This is a genomic window from Myxococcus xanthus (genome assembly GCF_013116825.1).
Classification (GTDB): Bacteria; Myxococcota; Myxococcia; order Myxococcales; family Myxococcaceae; genus Myxococcus; species Myxococcus xanthus_B.
In genome coordinates, this window is the sequence record NZ_JABFNS010000183.1 from 1 (window position 1) to 14,256 (window position 14,256).

A 14,256-nucleotide genomic window follows, 5' to 3' on the forward strand; every position below is an offset into this window, starting at 1 on the left:
GGCGGGGGCGCGGCGGTCGCGGCTCCAGGGCGCCCAGCCTCACGGCGCGGGGTGAGACGGCGGTTCGCGGGGGCGGTAGAGTGCGGCACGCCGTGCCGGACGAATCGCCCTCGTGGACTGTCTACATCCTGCGGTGCCGTGACGGCACGCTGTACACCGGCGCCACCAACGACCTGGAGCGCCGGCTGGCCACCCATGGCCGGGGGCGCGGGGCGGCGTACACGCGGGCGCGGCTGCCCGTCACCCTGGTGTGGAGCGAGGCCGCGGGGGACCGCGGCGCGGCGCTCCGGCGGGAGGCCGCCATCAAACGGCTGTCGCGCGCGGAGAAGCTGCGCATGCTGGGGCGCCCCTGAGCCCTTGTGGCACGCCACTGGGGCAATACCTCTCCCGGTGCAGGCACGTTACTCTGGCGCCACCATCCAAAGGGGCCGGTTCATGTCTCACTCGTACTCGAAAGTGTTCGGGGCGCTGGTGCTGTTGGGGCTCGCTGTGTCCTGCCGGGCCAATCACGCTCCCAAGGTCTCCACGGGGCCTCGGCCTTCGCCGCAGGTCGTCGAGCCGGGGGGCGTGGTGTCCTTCGTCTTCGAGGTCGAAGACCCGGACGGGGACGCCATGACCTTCCAATGGCAGCAGCTCCCCGCGGAGCCCGCGGGCACCTTCAGCGACGCGACTGCGCGCAACCCCACGTGGGTGGCGCCCGAGGTGTCGGAGACGACGACCTTCGCCATCATGGTCACCGTGGAGGACAGCGAGGGCGATGCCATCCTGGCCCAGGGGCCGGGCGTCATCGTCCACGCGGCGGCGTCCCAGGCGCCCTGAGCGCCGCCGGGCCGCGCGTCAGGCGGTGGCGCGCGGCTCCGAGGGGGGCGGCGCCTGGCCGGCCTGCACCCGGGCCTTCCGGTGAGAGCGGCGCACGACGACCACGCCCAGGATGAGGAAGAGGCCGGCGCCCACGCCCCCGCCGATGACCTGGTACGAAATCAGGTCCGCGGACGTCTTGCGGACGACCTCGGGCAGGTTGCACATCGTCTGGGTGGCGTAGGGCGTCTCGTTGTACCAGCCCAGGTAGTTGGGCCCCAACCAGGAGGCCACCACGAAGCCCAGCAGGGCGCCCGCGAGGATGAAGTTGAGCAGCGTCTTGGCGGCGTTCATCGGCAGGCACCTCGGCTGGTTGACGTCGGGGCGTGCTTAATATGTGCACGCCAGCGCTGCAAAGCGTGGAACGTGTTAAGGGGGTGGACGTGCCGCTGCTCCCGCTCGCCATCCTGTTCGCCGCTCTCGCGCTGGGCTGCGCCGCTACCCTGCTCGTCCACGCCTTCCGGCGGAGTGTGGGCACGGGGGTGATGGTGCTGCTGATTCCCTGCTACATGCTCTTCTACGCCTTCAGCCAGTTCGAGCACCGGCGCAAGGGCCTCATCGTCGCGGGCTTCATGGCCAGCACCGTGCTGGCCGCCGTGTTCCTGGGACTGGGCCTGCACAGCCTTTCGGCGCTGGCCTCGCGCTCCCCACCCACGGGCTTCTGACGGCGGGGCGCCCGGCGTGGAAGGCCGCGTGCGGACACCCATTGGCGCTGTCTGCGCCACCCACCCGGACGAGGCCGCGGTGGCCACGTGCGCGCGTTGTGGTGGCTTCCTGTGCGGGGACTGCACGGAGCTGGCGGGCGAAACGCCCTACTGCGCGCCCTGCGTGGCGGTGCTGCGCAGGGAGGCGCGTCCGTCACGGGTGATTCAAGTGGCGCTGGCGCTCAACGTGGCGGGGCTGGCGTGTCTGCCGTGCTCGCTGGCGTTGCCGCTGCCCACGCTGGTGGCGGGGCTGGCCGGCGTGGTGCTGGGCCTGCGGGAGCTGCGGCGCATTGCCCGGGGCGAGGGCGCCGAGCGCGGACGGACCCTGGCGCGGGTGACCACGGGGCTCGGCTGGGTGAACCTGGGGCTGGCCTCGAGCTGGCTGGCCGTCGTGTTCTGGGGCTTCGGACCTTGAGGGCCGGGCGCCGCGCTCACACGCCGCGCGCGTTCGGGTCCCACATGTACTTGTGCATCTGCAGCTGGAAGCGCACGGCGAGCCTGTCCTCGATGACCCATTCTGCGAGCTCGCGCGGGTGGAGCTTGTCGAACACGGTGGAGAACAGGCTGCCGTAGGGCTTCTGGAGCAGCTGGTGCTCGGCGATGAGCGCCTTGGCCCAGTCGTAGTCCTCGCGCGAGCCGATGACGAACTTCAGCTCGTCGTTGGCGTTCATCGACGTGAAGTTGCGGTAGTCGTTGCGCAGGTGCTCGCCCGAGGAGGGCGTCTTCATGTCGACGATTTTGTGCACCGCAGGAGGCACCAGCCGCACGTCGATGGCGCCGCTCGTCTCCAGCAGCACCTTGAAGCCGGATTCGAGCAGCGCCTCCATCAGTGGGTAGACGCCGGGCTGGAGCAGGGGCTCGCCGCCGGTGACCTCCACCATGGGCGTGCGCAGGCCCCGCACCTCGCTGACGATGTCCGCGATTTTCCGGCGCGCGCCGCCGTGGAAGGCGAACTCGCTGTCGCAGTAGGTGCAGCGCAGGTGGCAGCCCGTGAGGCGGATGAAGGCGCACAGCAGCCCGGCGTGGGAGGACTCCCCCTGGACGCTGAGATAGATTTCCTTCACCACCACGGAGTCCGCGGTGGGGATGCGTCGAGGCTCGATGTGTGGGCGCGCTGCGGGCATGGCTTCTTCGCTGATTCGGGGGGAGGCGTGCTTCAACCCCAACCTGCCGCGCCAGGTCAAGCGCGGTAGGTTGTCTCGCCTGAGGAGGGGTCAAGGGGCGGCGGGGCCCTTCACGCGCTCGACGAAGGTGTCGATGAGCTGCCGGGCGATGCTGAGCTTCGGGGGGATGCGTGGCAGGCTGTCCGGGCTGAACCAGTGGGCTTCGGAGATTTCCTTCTGGTCCACGGTGATGTCGCCGCCCGCGTACTCGGCGGTGAAGCCCACCATCAGCGAGCGGCCGAAGGGCCACGGCTGGGAGCCGAAGTAGCGGATGTTCTTCACGTCGATGCCGACTTCCTCCTTCACCTCGCGCGCCACGCACTCCTCCAGCGACTCGCCCGGCTCCACGAAGCCGGCGAGCGTGCTGAACATGGGCTCTGGAAACTGGGCGTTGCGCGCCAGCAGCATCGTGTCGCCGCGGGTGATGAGGACGATGATGGCGGGGGCGATGCGAGGATAGAAGGGCGTCTTGTCCACCGGGCAGCGGCGGGCGCGCTCACCCGGAACCAAATGGGTGGGTTCTCCGCAGCGGCCGCAGAAGCGGTGGGTGAGGTCCCACTCGACAACCGCGAGCGCGCGGCCCGCCACGGCGAAGCGGGCGTCATCCACTCGCTTGAAGAGCGAGCGGGCGGCGACGGCCTTGTAGCCTTCCGGCGGGACGAAGTCCCGGGTGAACCCCGCCGCGTAGCAGTCCAATCCGTCCAGCGCGCCCAGGTAGTGCGCGGCGGCGGCGAGCTCCGGGAAGGCCGCGCCGGTGGGAATGGCGACGCCGTCCGCATGCTCCCGGACGAGCACGTCCAGGCCCCGGGCGAGGAAGAGCAGGGCACCCTCGCGGGGCCGGTCGGGCGGGGTGTGGTCGGGGACGAAGAGGGGGGCGGAGCTCACGGGGCCACACTAACGGGCCCAGGCCGGGTGTGCAGGCGTTGCGTGCGCTTCGGGCCTGGGCCGGCGGTGGGCTCAGCGGTTCTTTTGGATGAGCTCCACCTTGTAGCCGTCCGGGTCCTCGACGAAGGCGATGACGGTGGTGCCGTGCTTCATGGGGCCGGGCTCGCGGACCACCTTGCCACCGGCCTGCCGGATGGCCTCGCACGTGCCGTGGATGTCATTGACGCCCAGGGCCACGTGGCCATAGGCCGTGCCGAGCTCGTACTTCTCGACGCCCCAGTTGTACGTGAGCTCCAGGGCGGGGTGGGTGTCCTCAGGGCCGAAGCCCACGAAGGCCAGGGTGAACTTGCCGTCGGGGTAGTCGTGACGGCGCAGCAACTTCATGCCGATGACCCGGGTGTAGAAGTCGAGCGAGCGCTCGAGGTCGCCGACGCGGAGCATGGTGTGCAGGATTCGCATGCGGGCTTCATAACGCCATCATCGCGTCGCGTCATGCGTCCCCGCCGCCCGCTGTCCGATGGGCTCAGGGCTTTTCCTCGGACTGTGCCTTGGGCGGCACCGCGAGTGTGCCCACCTCGACATGGGATGATTTCAGCGCCTTGCCGTCGGCGCCCCGTCCGCCGATGCGTGAGCCATCACCCCCGGCGTGCCACAGGCCCACCAGGACCTTTCGCTCGCCCGCGTCCCAGTCCTTCGTGGACACCGAGAAGGCGTCCCGCAGGAGCGTGTCCCGGGGCGCCTCGGCGAAGAAGTAGGTGCCGCCCAGCACCGGGTGGTCCGCGTTCTTCCGCTTGCTTCCTGGTGGGCCAGGGAAGTGGACGAAGATGCCCGCGGAGCGAGGCACCGGCCCGGTGACGCGCCAGTAGAGCACCAGGTGGAGCAGCCCCTCCGCGTCCGGCGCCGACGGTATCTCCGCGCCCACCAGCTCCACCGGCACGTCGAAGCGCGCGTCCACGGGCTTCGCGGTGGGCGGCAGCGCCGCCACGCGCATCGGCGAGCCATCCGCGTTGAGGGGCACCGCGCGCGCCAGCGGCTCAGGTGACGTCGCCAGCAGCGCGCCCCAGGCCACCAGCGGCACACACGCCACGCCGATGGCCGCGGGCCCGAGTCGCCCGCGCAGCCGCCAGGCCACGAAGCCCAGGCCCAGCCATGCGAGCGCGGAGACCAGCGCTCCGCCCAGCCCGGAGCGCGGCAGGAAGCGCAGCACCACGCGGTGCGTCCCTTCCGCCACGCGCACACCGAGGAGCCCGTCCTGGGACACCACCTCGCCCTCCGAGGACTTCCAGCCCGGGTGCCAGTTCTGGTTCACCAGCAGCACCGTGGGGCGCGTGGCCGTCACGTCCACCGTGACGCGGTTGGGGGTCCACTCCACGCGGCGCGCGGTGCCCGCGGAGGCGTCCTCCAGGTACTCCTCCTGGGGCAGGTCGCCGCGCAGGCGCTCGGACATGGGCACCGGCCACGCTTCGCCACAGGCGATGGAGCCCCGGTTGAGCGCCAGGAAGTAACCCTGTGCCCAGCGGTTTCCGCGGGCCTGGGCGAAGGGGCGCTCCGCCTCCTCGGGAACGGGGCCGGGCGCGGGCACCATCTGCGACCAGCGGCTGAGCCGGTCGAAGGCGCGCACCTGGAAGCCCCAGCCCACGGCGATGACGACGCAGGCCACCACCGCGGCGGTGGGCCACCAGGACGTCGCCGTGCGCGCGGCCGGCACGTGCCACACGCGGACCAGCAGCACGGCGAGCCCCAGCGCCACCAGCTCCGCCAGGAAGAGCCCCGCGGGCACGAGGAAGCGCTCCGGATAGCGCAGCGTTCCGAAGACGGGTAGCAGCCGCAGCGCGCCGAACAGCGAGGGCACCGCGGCGTAGCCGGCCGCCATCCACACGCACAGCGCCGCCAGCACCGCCGGGTACAGCGCGCGGCGCCAGGCCCACGCGGCCAGCGGAATCAGCGCGAGCACCGCGGGCGCGAGGAAGAAGTTGCCCGGGTCGCTGTAGCCGGAGCTCGCCGGCAGCTGGAGCAGCATGCGCGCCAGCTCCTCCGCGGAGTTGCCCGGCGTGCCCGCCATGATGCGTGGCGCAGAGCGCATGGTCTCCACCAAGGGCCACAGCCGGAACGCGCAGGCGCCCAGGGTGAACACGGCGGTGGCGCCCAGGGCCCACAGCGCGGACTTGCGCCGCGGCGTCCCGCGCAGCCTGTACAGCGTGCGCCCGGCCTCCAGCGCGACGAAGAGCGCGCCCATGGGCACCGGGTACGTGCCGCCAAAGCCCAGCAGCACCGCGAAGGTGCTGGCCACCACCGCGGCGCCCCGGAGATGGCCCTCCGCCGCGCGGCGCGTGCCCCACAGCAGCCAGGGCAGCAGCAGGAAGCCCGCGAAGTTGAGCCAGCCAATGGACCACGACAGCGCGGTGAAGCCCGCCAGGCCGAACAGCGGCGCCGCGCCGAGCGCCCCCAGCGCGGAGCCCACGCGCCGCCGCGCGTAGTGGAAGAAGCCCTCCATGCCGAGCACGAGGAAGGCCCAGAGCAGCAGCGGCTCCGCTGGCCGCGCGCCCATGAGCGCGGACACGAGCAGCGTGGGAGACGCCACGCGCGTCTGCGGACTGCCCAGCGCGTACTGCCCGCCGCAGGCCCACGGGTTCCACAGCGGGAGCTGCCCGTAGTGCGTCACCGTGCGCGTTCCCGCGTCCTCGTACGAGTGCAGCAGGTGCGCGTCGCGGAAGTCGTTCATGCCCCCGGCCTGCTGCAGCGGACGCCAGGCGGCGGCCAGCGCCAGCGCGGCGAACAATGCCAGCCGCACGCTGGTGAGGGTGGCGGCGCGGTGGGCGAAGCGGAGCAGCCTGCGGGGAGGGGGCATCATGAGCGGAGGGCGCCGGAGCTCAGTCGTAGAAGGGGCGGGGCTTGCAGGGGCTGGCGGTGGCCTTGCGCGGGGGCAGCACGGGCTGGCCGTGCAGCTCCTCGTCGATGGCGCCCAGGACGTCCGTCACCGGCACGCGGCGGCGGCGGGCCTCGTCCAGCGCCCACTGGCGCTCGGACGCGCCGAAGTCATCGTCCTGGGACCAGCGGTCGCCGGGAAAGGACTGGCGCGACTTGCGGCGCCACTCCGGCTCCTGGCTCGCGGCGGCGCGGCCCACCAGCGTGCGCTCTGCCGCGTTCAGGGTGCGTTCGCGCGGCGGCAGCTCGGCCGTGGAGGCGCGCACCACCGCGGTGGCACCGCACAGCGCGAAAGCCAGCCATCCGACCTGTGCCGTTCGACGCCACCTTGCACCCATGAGGGCGCTCTACTCCAATTCAGCCCCGGCCGTCCTCATCCGCGTCGGCGTCCAGTCCATGCGGATCGGCGAGCACCCGGCGCGCTCGCTCCATCATCTCCACCACGATTTGTCCGGCGGGCAGCACGCTCTCGATGCGCGCCATGCTGGCGCCGCTGGCCGGCATGGCCATCTCTTCCAGGTCCCCCTCGGTGTCCGGGGTAGGCACGAAGGCGCTGTGCCGCGGCACGTCGACAAGGGGGCCGCCGCCTGGAGTACCGGGGAACAGCCGGGTGGTGCCGACGCGCTCCGGTGTCGCCATGGGCATGGGCACGCGGCCCTCACGTCCCGTCCACTCGCGCACCACGCGGTTTCGCAGCACGCGCATGCGATGACCCGGCCACTCCCGTCCGAAGACGGTGGTGACGTCCGTGTCTCCCGCGTCCCCATCGACGATGCGCTGCTTGTAGGCCGGGTGGGCATGCGCTTCCACGGAGGCCACCATGCGCGTGCCTACCCAGACGCCATCCGCGCCATGGAAGAGGGCGCGCGCCGCGCTGAGCCCGTCGGCGATGCCACCCGCGGCCAGCACCGGCACCGAGTCCGTCAGCGCGCGCAGCTCACGCACCAGCGCCAGGGTGGGCGTGGTGCTCTGGTTGAGGCCGGACGCCTGCCAGCCCTGGGCGATGAGCCCGTCCACGCCGAGCGATAGGGCCAGCCGAGCCACCTCGCCCGAGGGGGCCTGGACCCAGACCCGGACGCCCGCGGCCCGCAGCGCCGCCACCCACTCCTCGGGTGGCAGTCCACCGTGGAAGGAGACGATGGGTACGCTCCGGGCGATGCACGTCTCGATGTGCTCGCGCGTGGTGAAATGCCGACCGTCCCGCTGGGCCATGAGGAAGTTCACGCCGAAGGGGCGCCGCGTGCCTGCCTGGATGGTGTGGAGCCGGACATCCAGGACGTCCGCCGGTTCCAGTGCGGCGCCGAGCATGCCCACGCCGCCCGCTTCCGATACGGCGATGACCAGCGGCGGCAGCGACACGAAGGCCATGCCGTCGCTGACGAATGGATAGTTCACTCCCAGCTCACGCGTCAGCCGCGTGTGCAGGGTGTTGCCTTCCAGGACATAAATCGGAGGCCGCCGGGGCTCAGGACTCGAATCGCTGCGCTCCTCGTCGGGCTCGGATTCACGGGAAGAGGGCGGGGAACGTCCGTCATTCGCTCCGTTCATCGGGTCTCCTGAAGCTGGCGGGCTCTTCGGCTTCTCCAAGGTTACCAGCAACCCTCTCGACCTAGAGGCGAGGAGCGGAAGAGGGCCTTCCAGGCTGGTTGCCGGGTAACAGCCGCGCGCCGGGCTTGATGAGAGTGCGGGACTTGAACCCGGAGGGAGGGCAATAGGAAACCCCGGGCAGGACGCGCTGTTACCCGCTATCGCCTTGAGCTCACGTCGGTTCGTTGTGCCGCCCGATCCTGTCTCGCCCCGTCTTGTCCCGTTCTCAGTCCCGCTGGAGGGGCACACTGGGGGCACATGCGGCCCACCAGGGGCAACCCGCTCACGGACGCGAGTGGCCCGAATTCCCCAGTCTCGCAGGGCTCACGAGAAGCCCGTGGGAGGCTGACGGTAGCGTGTGCCCTGTCGAGGTGGATGATGCGAACAACACCGCGGGCCTGAGCATCACCGTCATCCCCTAGGTGCTCCGAAGTAAACGGGTCCATCCGTGGCGAGCGACGGTGGGCCCTCCCTGGTGGACATCGGTCCAAGTCCGATGTCCACCGGGGGTTCCTATTCCCCTAGTCAGCGAGGCCGTCGGTGAGACTGGAATCAGAGGTGCGAAGGGGGTTGAGAACAGCCGCATTGCTCCTGCTCCTCGCCGGAGGATGCCGGAGCCCATCCCTGCTCACCGACGGGCGAACCCATGAAGCCCTCCCCGGACAGGAGGCCTCGCCCGCCAGGCGCATGGGCGGAGGGCCCTGGCTGCTTCAGGTCCGCAAACAGGACTTGTGGGTCCGCACCCCTGCTGGGGACAGCGAGTACGCACTGACACGGACCGGGCGGGTGGTGGCCACCCGCCCCTACGGAAACGGGCTGGGATGGAGCGGCGTCGCCATCTCTCCCGATGGGCGCCAGGTGGCCTATGTCGAACGCCCGGAAGCGCAGGAGCACGAATCCCCGGGCCGATGGGCCCTCCTGTGGGTCGTCAATTCGGATGGCTCGGGTCGACGCATGCTGCTGGACCTTCGCGAGCACGCGCTGACTCCTGGGCCGTTCCGCGCGGGCCCCATCCTCTGGTCCTCGGATGGTGCCCGGATCGCATTCTCCCTGGAGTCCTTCGCGCGAACCGGTCCGGAGTCGCGGCCCTGCCCGCTCGCGGAGGTCCACACGGTGGAGGTGGGTTCAGGCAAGGTGGAGCGGCTCTTCGAGAGTCCAACGCACGGGATGCTCACCCCCCGAGGGTGGAGCGCACAGGGGATCGTCTCCTTCTCGCTGCTCTCCTGTGAGGCAACCGCCGAGGTCGGGAAGGACGGCCGCTTCTTCGAATTCGAGCCAGGAAGAGGCATACGAGACACGCACGCGCGCGGTGCGGTTTCCTCCGACGGGGTGCATACGCTCCTGCTGCCATCGACACCGGATGCCGGGGTTCCCTCCGCATTGCTGGATGGAAGGAAGGTGGATGCCCCTTCCGAGGTCGACACCCGACTCCTGCGCCACGTGGCCTGGATGCAGCACCAACCCGTGGCCTATCTCACGACCTACTCAGGACAGCCTCGCTCTTGCGCCTTCGACCGTGTGCCCGCGCCAGCGCTCTTCCAGGCGAACTTCGACGCGTCGCGACCGGGCATCGAGCCGAGAACGGGACTGGGTGGACTCATGGTCCTCGCGTTCTCACCCGACGACGCACACGTCCTCGCCGCGACGGTCCTGCTGCGCTCCCAGGCAAGCGAGGTGTGCTGGCCGGACACCTTCGATTCGCTCCTGGTGATGGAACGCGTCCAGTTGGAGAACAGCCCCACCCTGACCGCGCTCTCCGCTTCCAGCATCCGGCTCGACGTGCCGGCATCGCAGATGGGACCAGAGCTTCAGGGCTTCGTGGGCTGGGTGCGGTAGCACTCGAACCCACGAAGAACGCAATTTTTCGGCTCGGCCTTGCAAGTAACGCCTTACGACAATGCGCTCGTGCCGGAAGGCGTCTTCGTGCCAGGGGCGGGCGGCGTGCGCTTCGAGGCGTTGCCGCCGCCCACGCAAGCACGTGCATGCCAACGACAGGCAGGGACTGGAACGGCGATGCCGCTACGGGGCGCGCGGTGCGCTGGCGCTGGAGCGGCTGTCACGAGCGGAGGACGGCCGTATCGTTGTTATCGGATGAAGCGCCCGCTGCCGGACGGCACCACGCACCTGCTCTTCACCGGGCTGGAACTGTTACGGCGTGTAGCGTCCCTGGTACCTCCGCCTCGGGCAAACCTCACGAGATTCCACGGCGTCTTCGCTCCAGGCGCCAGACTGCGGCCGTTTCTGGTCCCTGAAGCAGGTGCGCAGGAGGCGAGCGCGGGGCATGAGGCAGCGGCCAGGAAGGAGCGGGTGAAGGAGAGGCCAGCGCGAGTGGACTTACGCCGAGTTGCTCAGGAGGACGTTCGACTTCGACGTGTTCGCCTGCGCGAGGTGTGGAGGCAGGCTTAAGGGTGTTGGCGAACGTGAAGGGGGCCCCCGGGTTGCGGGCGATTGTGGAGCACCTGGGCTTGCCCACGGCCTGTGCGAGGTTGGCCCCGGCACGAGGGCCACCCCAGGCCGTGTGGTGTTGAGGCTCAAGACAGCCACCAGGCCAAGGCTCCTGCCACGCACCTGATGGGAGCGCAGCCTGGGCAGGCGTGTGCCCCAAGGGGGCTCAAGCGGCCTGTCCACCGGCCGGGAGCATCGCTCGGGCGGCCCCGTCAGCGGCCCTCCTCGGCCCCTCTGCACCTTCCCTCCCCCCTCAATAGGGCCCCCATTCCTCTTATGCGCAACCTAGCCTTGCATTGAAGCGCCCGGCGCGCTTTCACTCGTCAGTTCGCGGCGGCAACAGAGCGGCAATCGCGAGATTGTGGTGTTCAGCCTACGCGGTGGAGCCATCTCCAAACCGTACCCGTTCTGGACAATCGCAACGATGAACTTGTTGCTGGAAGCATGCGTCCACACTGTTACGACACGTCACGCAGGCGAAAAGGCGCTCCCGAAGCTGCCGCAAGCGCTGATCGCGGTGATTGACGCGCTTATCAGCGAGGCCGTCGAATTCGGACATGGCGGAACGTTCGTCTTCCTTCCCCCAACCATCGATTCTAAAGAGCAGGAGCGCAACCTAGCATCTCGGCTCTTCCCTCCAGTTACGACAGATATCGGAAAGTTACTCATCGAGATGCTCCATAGCGAGGAGATGCCGTACCATGAATTCTCACAAAAACTCTTGCTACAGACCACCAAAGCAGTCGGTCGGCTTGCCGGTGTAGATGGTTGCGTCGTGCTTGATTACGGGCTGTGCCTAAAGATGTTTGGGGCTCGAATCACGACTTCTGATGCCGTAAAGCTAAAGATCCAAACAATCGATCCGTGGTCGCACCGAGGCTTCGAAGAAATGGGACCGCTCGCCGCGCCACGACTGAATACACTTGGCACTCGCCACCACTTTGCCGCCAGACTCTGCGCTGCAATCCCCGGCACAACCGCGATTGTCATCTCGCAGGATGCCGACATCCGCGTCTTCCAGGGCGCTGATGGATACGTTGCCGATTGCGGAGCATTAGCATTCATCCCTGCGTTCTCACATGTCCCGAAGCGTCCTCCACCGTGACGGGTACGCAGAGGCAGAACAAGCCCATGGTACGCTCATGCACATGTGCTCGACCCGGCCGCAGACGCCTCAGCAGCGTGTTGTGCGCCCGGTAGCCGACTATGCTCTGTGCCGGATTGGTCACTACCCGCCGTGCAGACGCACCGTCAGTGCCTGTGGACATCTGCACCAATGGTTCTTCATTCGGCCGGGCAGTATTAAGATTCGCGGTAAATTCTTGCACTTGTGGGCGCATTGAGGTGGTAGCCTTTAATTATCTATGGCTAACGAGGTCGCAATGGCGAGCGAATCACTTGCTGAGCAGATAGAGGCAATCAAAGCCCGATGCGAGGCGGCGGGCATCAAGCATGAGGCGGCACAGCCGCATGTGCCAGCGGGAGCGCCTCCCCCCATCGAGCAACTTTCATCTAGAGTTGGCATCAAACTGAAGATTCCCACTGCTAGAGACCTCACGCCGCTGCTAGTTGTTACCGACTGGCATGCAGAAATGGCGCTGTCCAGTCAGTTTGAGAAATACCGACTTCTAAGAGATGTCGTTGGCATATGGTCCCAGCAGCAGAGGGTTATTGAGTGTGAGATTGACATTCTAAGTGTCTCCGGTTTTATCGATAAAAGACTTATTCGAAAAATCGCCAGCGCGCTTGGCTCCCATCAAAGCAATGATCATTCCGCAATCGACCCAAAGGCAGAGGTCGAGCAGGTTAAGCTCTTTATTGGCGATGTTTCCGTTTGCGTTGACTCAGCATCGACTGAGTTGGCGTTTCTTAACCAAGAAACGCGAAAGTACATTGCACTCAATCGAGGCCGCAGCAGCGAATCATGGCGGCGACTGGTGAATAGAGTTGTGTCCATCCGGATTGAAAATGTAAACGTGTCCAGTCACGACGAAGCAATGTCGATCCTGGAGAAGGTTTCGAACTCAGTCTTTTTTGGGGTCGATTTGGCGCTCGATCTGCCAATTGGCTTGCGCCGAAGAATAGCAAAATCACCCTTGGGAAGAGACGCAGGTGCCGAAAGGAAAATCAAAATCGGCAGTCGCATATCGCAGTATTATGACGACGAGCCCATGAGCCTGTACTGGTACGGTAGATCCGCCAGTCACCTGCCTTTGTTGGCATTTCTGGCCTTCTATCAGGTTCTTGAGTATTACTTCCCACGATACTCCTTGGCGGCGGCAACCAAGCGAGCAAAACAAATCCTCAGAGATCCACGATTCGACTCGACGAGCGATACTGACATCGCCAAGCTCCTTCGGCGCACCCAAGGACTTTCCGCAGGACGCCCAAGCGAACTGGCGCAGCTTCAAGCCGCCATCAGCGAATGCTTGTCTCCTGAGGATGTTCTAGACTTTCTGAGCCCCCACGGCGAGAGGCTCGGCTTCTATACCGACAAGGACAAGGCCTGGAAGAAAGTTGCCGATGCTCCTGTGTCACCCCAGTCAACAGACTTGCTTGCCGATGTGGCACGTCGAATTTACCGTATCCGATGTCGCATTGTTCACACTAAGGGAGAAGAGCAGGAAGTCGAATTGCTTCTTCCGTTCTCAAGAGAGGCGCAGTCGCTAACTCATGACATTGCGCTGGTAGAGTTCGTTGCGACAAAGGTGTTGATTGCGAGCAGTTCTCCCTCAAGTGGGAACGGATCCGAAGCCGCAAAAGGCGAGTCCAGCGCTTGATGCAGCGGCGAAGGCCGAACTTGGTGGCACCCGACGGGTTCACGCCATTCTGGAGCAGGTGGAGTTGCGCTTGCGGCCTGTTCAACTGGCTTCACCGCAGGGGCTACCCCTGAGCGCGTGGTGTTGAGTCCAAGCAATCACGCTGCACAGAAGCCGACCCCTCGGCTTACTGCAGCCTTGGTGGACCGCCTGAACTGGCGTGTACGCCAAGGGGGCTGCACGGCGTCGCCACCGGCCCGGCGCACAGCCCGAGCGGAACCCGCCGCAGTTCTACCCAGCCCCGGTGTACCCGCCGCCACTCTAAGTGCCCCATCTCTCCTAAGCGTTCTTCAGGTTGACGCCTGCTTGACAGGTCGACGCGGCGCTCCACTAGGCGCGGTCGTCACCTCGTCCGGATGGTGCGTTGAAGCAGTAGTCGTCCGCACGCTATCAGGGGCTCGGTCTCTGCCGAAAGCTCGTCCGCACTGGCGGCCTCGGCTACGGACGGTGTAATGCCGCCCTCGTCTTCCGGCACTTCGAAGTCCCAGAGCCTGTCACCCGCCTCGACGAGCGCCCGCTGAACCACCCTCACCGCGTCTTCGCGCGTGTAGGGCCCCAACTGCGCCAGCCGCGCGCATGACGGTTTCCAGCTCGGCGGCCGTGGCGAAGCGCCAGGTGCGCAGGAGGCGAGCGCGGGGCTTGAGGCAGCGGTCGGGAAGGAGCGGGTGAAGGAGAGGACAGCGCGAGTGGACTTTCGCCGAGTTGCTCAGGAGGACGTTCGACTTCGACGTGTTCGCCAGCGTGAGGTGTGGAGGCAGGCTTAAGGGTGTTGGCGAACGTGAAGGGGGCCCCCGGGTTGCGGGCGATTGTGGAGCACCTGGGCTTGCCCACGGCCTGTGCGAGGTTGGCCCCGGCACGAGGGCCACCCCA

15 protein-coding genes are annotated in these 14,256 nt (G+C 67.6%); 8 read left to right on the forward strand and 7 right to left on the reverse strand.

All coding sequences use genetic code 11. The features are described from left to right. Positions 1–80: 80 nt before the first annotated feature. Both HNV26_RS34125 and HNV26_RS34130 read left to right on the forward strand, forming a co-directional pair. Positions 81–353, forward strand: a complete 273-nt coding sequence (locus HNV26_RS34125; RefSeq protein WP_011550605.1) for a GIY-YIG nuclease family protein — start codon at positions 81–83, stop codon at positions 351–353. A gap of 82 nt (positions 354–435) precedes the next feature. Further along, complete coding sequence (locus HNV26_RS34130) at positions 436–819, forward strand: PKD domain-containing protein (protein ID WP_253817318.1); 384 nt, start codon at positions 436–438, stop codon at positions 817–819. A gap of 18 nt (positions 820–837) precedes the next feature. Here HNV26_RS34130 and HNV26_RS34135 read toward each other — a convergent pair whose 3' ends face one another. Then, positions 838–1,152: an Asp23/Gls24 family envelope stress response protein gene (locus tag HNV26_RS34135; protein WP_171445570.1), complete on the reverse strand. Its 315-nt coding sequence runs from the start codon at positions 1,150–1,152 to the stop codon at positions 838–840. A gap of 32 nt (positions 1,153–1,184) precedes the next feature. Between HNV26_RS34135 and HNV26_RS34140 the strand changes: the two genes are divergently transcribed. Both HNV26_RS34140 and HNV26_RS34145 read left to right on the forward strand, forming a co-directional pair. After that, positions 1,185–1,523 (forward strand): hypothetical protein, encoded by a 339-nt coding sequence (locus tag HNV26_RS34140; protein ID WP_171445569.1) that lies wholly within the window; start codon positions 1,185–1,187, stop codon positions 1,521–1,523. Positions 1,524–1,551: 28 nt separating this feature from the next. Further along, complete coding sequence (locus HNV26_RS34145) at positions 1,552–1,977, forward strand: hypothetical protein (protein WP_225888472.1); 426 nt, start codon at positions 1,552–1,554, stop codon at positions 1,975–1,977. Between the two features lie 16 nt (positions 1,978–1,993). Here HNV26_RS34145 and HNV26_RS34150 read toward each other — a convergent pair whose 3' ends face one another. From HNV26_RS34150 to HNV26_RS34175, 6 genes are all read right to left on the reverse strand, one after another. Then, positions 1,994–2,686, reverse strand: coding sequence for a radical SAM protein (locus HNV26_RS34150; RefSeq protein ID WP_171445567.1), 693 nt, complete (start codon positions 2,684–2,686; stop codon positions 1,994–1,996). 90 nt (positions 2,687–2,776) lie between these two features. Continuing rightward, complete coding sequence (nudC, locus tag HNV26_RS34155) at positions 2,777–3,610, reverse strand: NAD(+) diphosphatase (protein ID WP_171452961.1); 834 nt, start codon at positions 3,608–3,610, stop codon at positions 2,777–2,779. A gap of 72 nt (positions 3,611–3,682) precedes the next feature. Further along, positions 3,683–4,069, reverse strand: coding sequence for a lactoylglutathione lyase (gene gloA, locus HNV26_RS34160; protein WP_171445284.1), 387 nt, complete (start codon positions 4,067–4,069; stop codon positions 3,683–3,685). 64 nt (positions 4,070–4,133) lie between these two features. Further along, complete coding sequence (locus HNV26_RS34165; RefSeq protein ID WP_171445285.1) at positions 4,134–6,461, reverse strand: glycosyltransferase family protein; 2,328 nt, start codon at positions 6,459–6,461, stop codon at positions 4,134–4,136. A gap of 19 nt (positions 6,462–6,480) precedes the next feature. Beyond that, on the reverse strand, positions 6,481–6,873 hold the full coding sequence (locus HNV26_RS34170; RefSeq protein WP_171445286.1) for a hypothetical protein: 393 nt from the start codon (positions 6,871–6,873) through the stop codon (positions 6,481–6,483). 19 nt (positions 6,874–6,892) lie between these two features. Further along, complete coding sequence (locus tag HNV26_RS34175; protein ID WP_171445287.1) at positions 6,893–8,083, reverse strand: NAD(P)H-dependent flavin oxidoreductase; 1,191 nt, start codon at positions 8,081–8,083, stop codon at positions 6,893–6,895. A 726-nt stretch (positions 8,084–8,809) separates the two neighbouring features. On the opposite strand from HNV26_RS34175, the gene HNV26_RS34180 reads away from it, so the two are divergent. The 4 genes from HNV26_RS34180 (at position 8,810) to HNV26_RS34195 (ending at position 13,347) form a co-directional block, all read left to right on the forward strand. Beyond that, positions 8,810–9,958 carry a TolB family protein gene (locus HNV26_RS34180; RefSeq protein WP_171445290.1) on the forward strand — a complete coding sequence of 383 codons (1,149 nt, stop codon included), beginning with the start codon at positions 8,810–8,812 and terminating at the stop codon, positions 9,956–9,958. A 255-nt stretch (positions 9,959–10,213) separates the two neighbouring features. Next, positions 10,214–10,528, forward strand: coding sequence for a transposase (locus HNV26_RS38015; protein ID WP_216612999.1), 315 nt, complete (start codon positions 10,214–10,216; stop codon positions 10,526–10,528). Positions 10,529–10,991: 463 nt separating this feature from the next. Further along, positions 10,992–11,672 carry a hypothetical protein gene (locus HNV26_RS34190; RefSeq protein ID WP_171445288.1) on the forward strand — a complete coding sequence of 227 codons (681 nt, stop codon included), beginning with the start codon at positions 10,992–10,994 and terminating at the stop codon, positions 11,670–11,672. Between the two features lie 259 nt (positions 11,673–11,931). Next, complete coding sequence (locus HNV26_RS34195; RefSeq protein WP_171445289.1) at positions 11,932–13,347, forward strand: hypothetical protein; 1,416 nt, start codon at positions 11,932–11,934, stop codon at positions 13,345–13,347. The last annotated feature ends 909 nt before the right edge of the window (positions 13,348–14,256 follow it).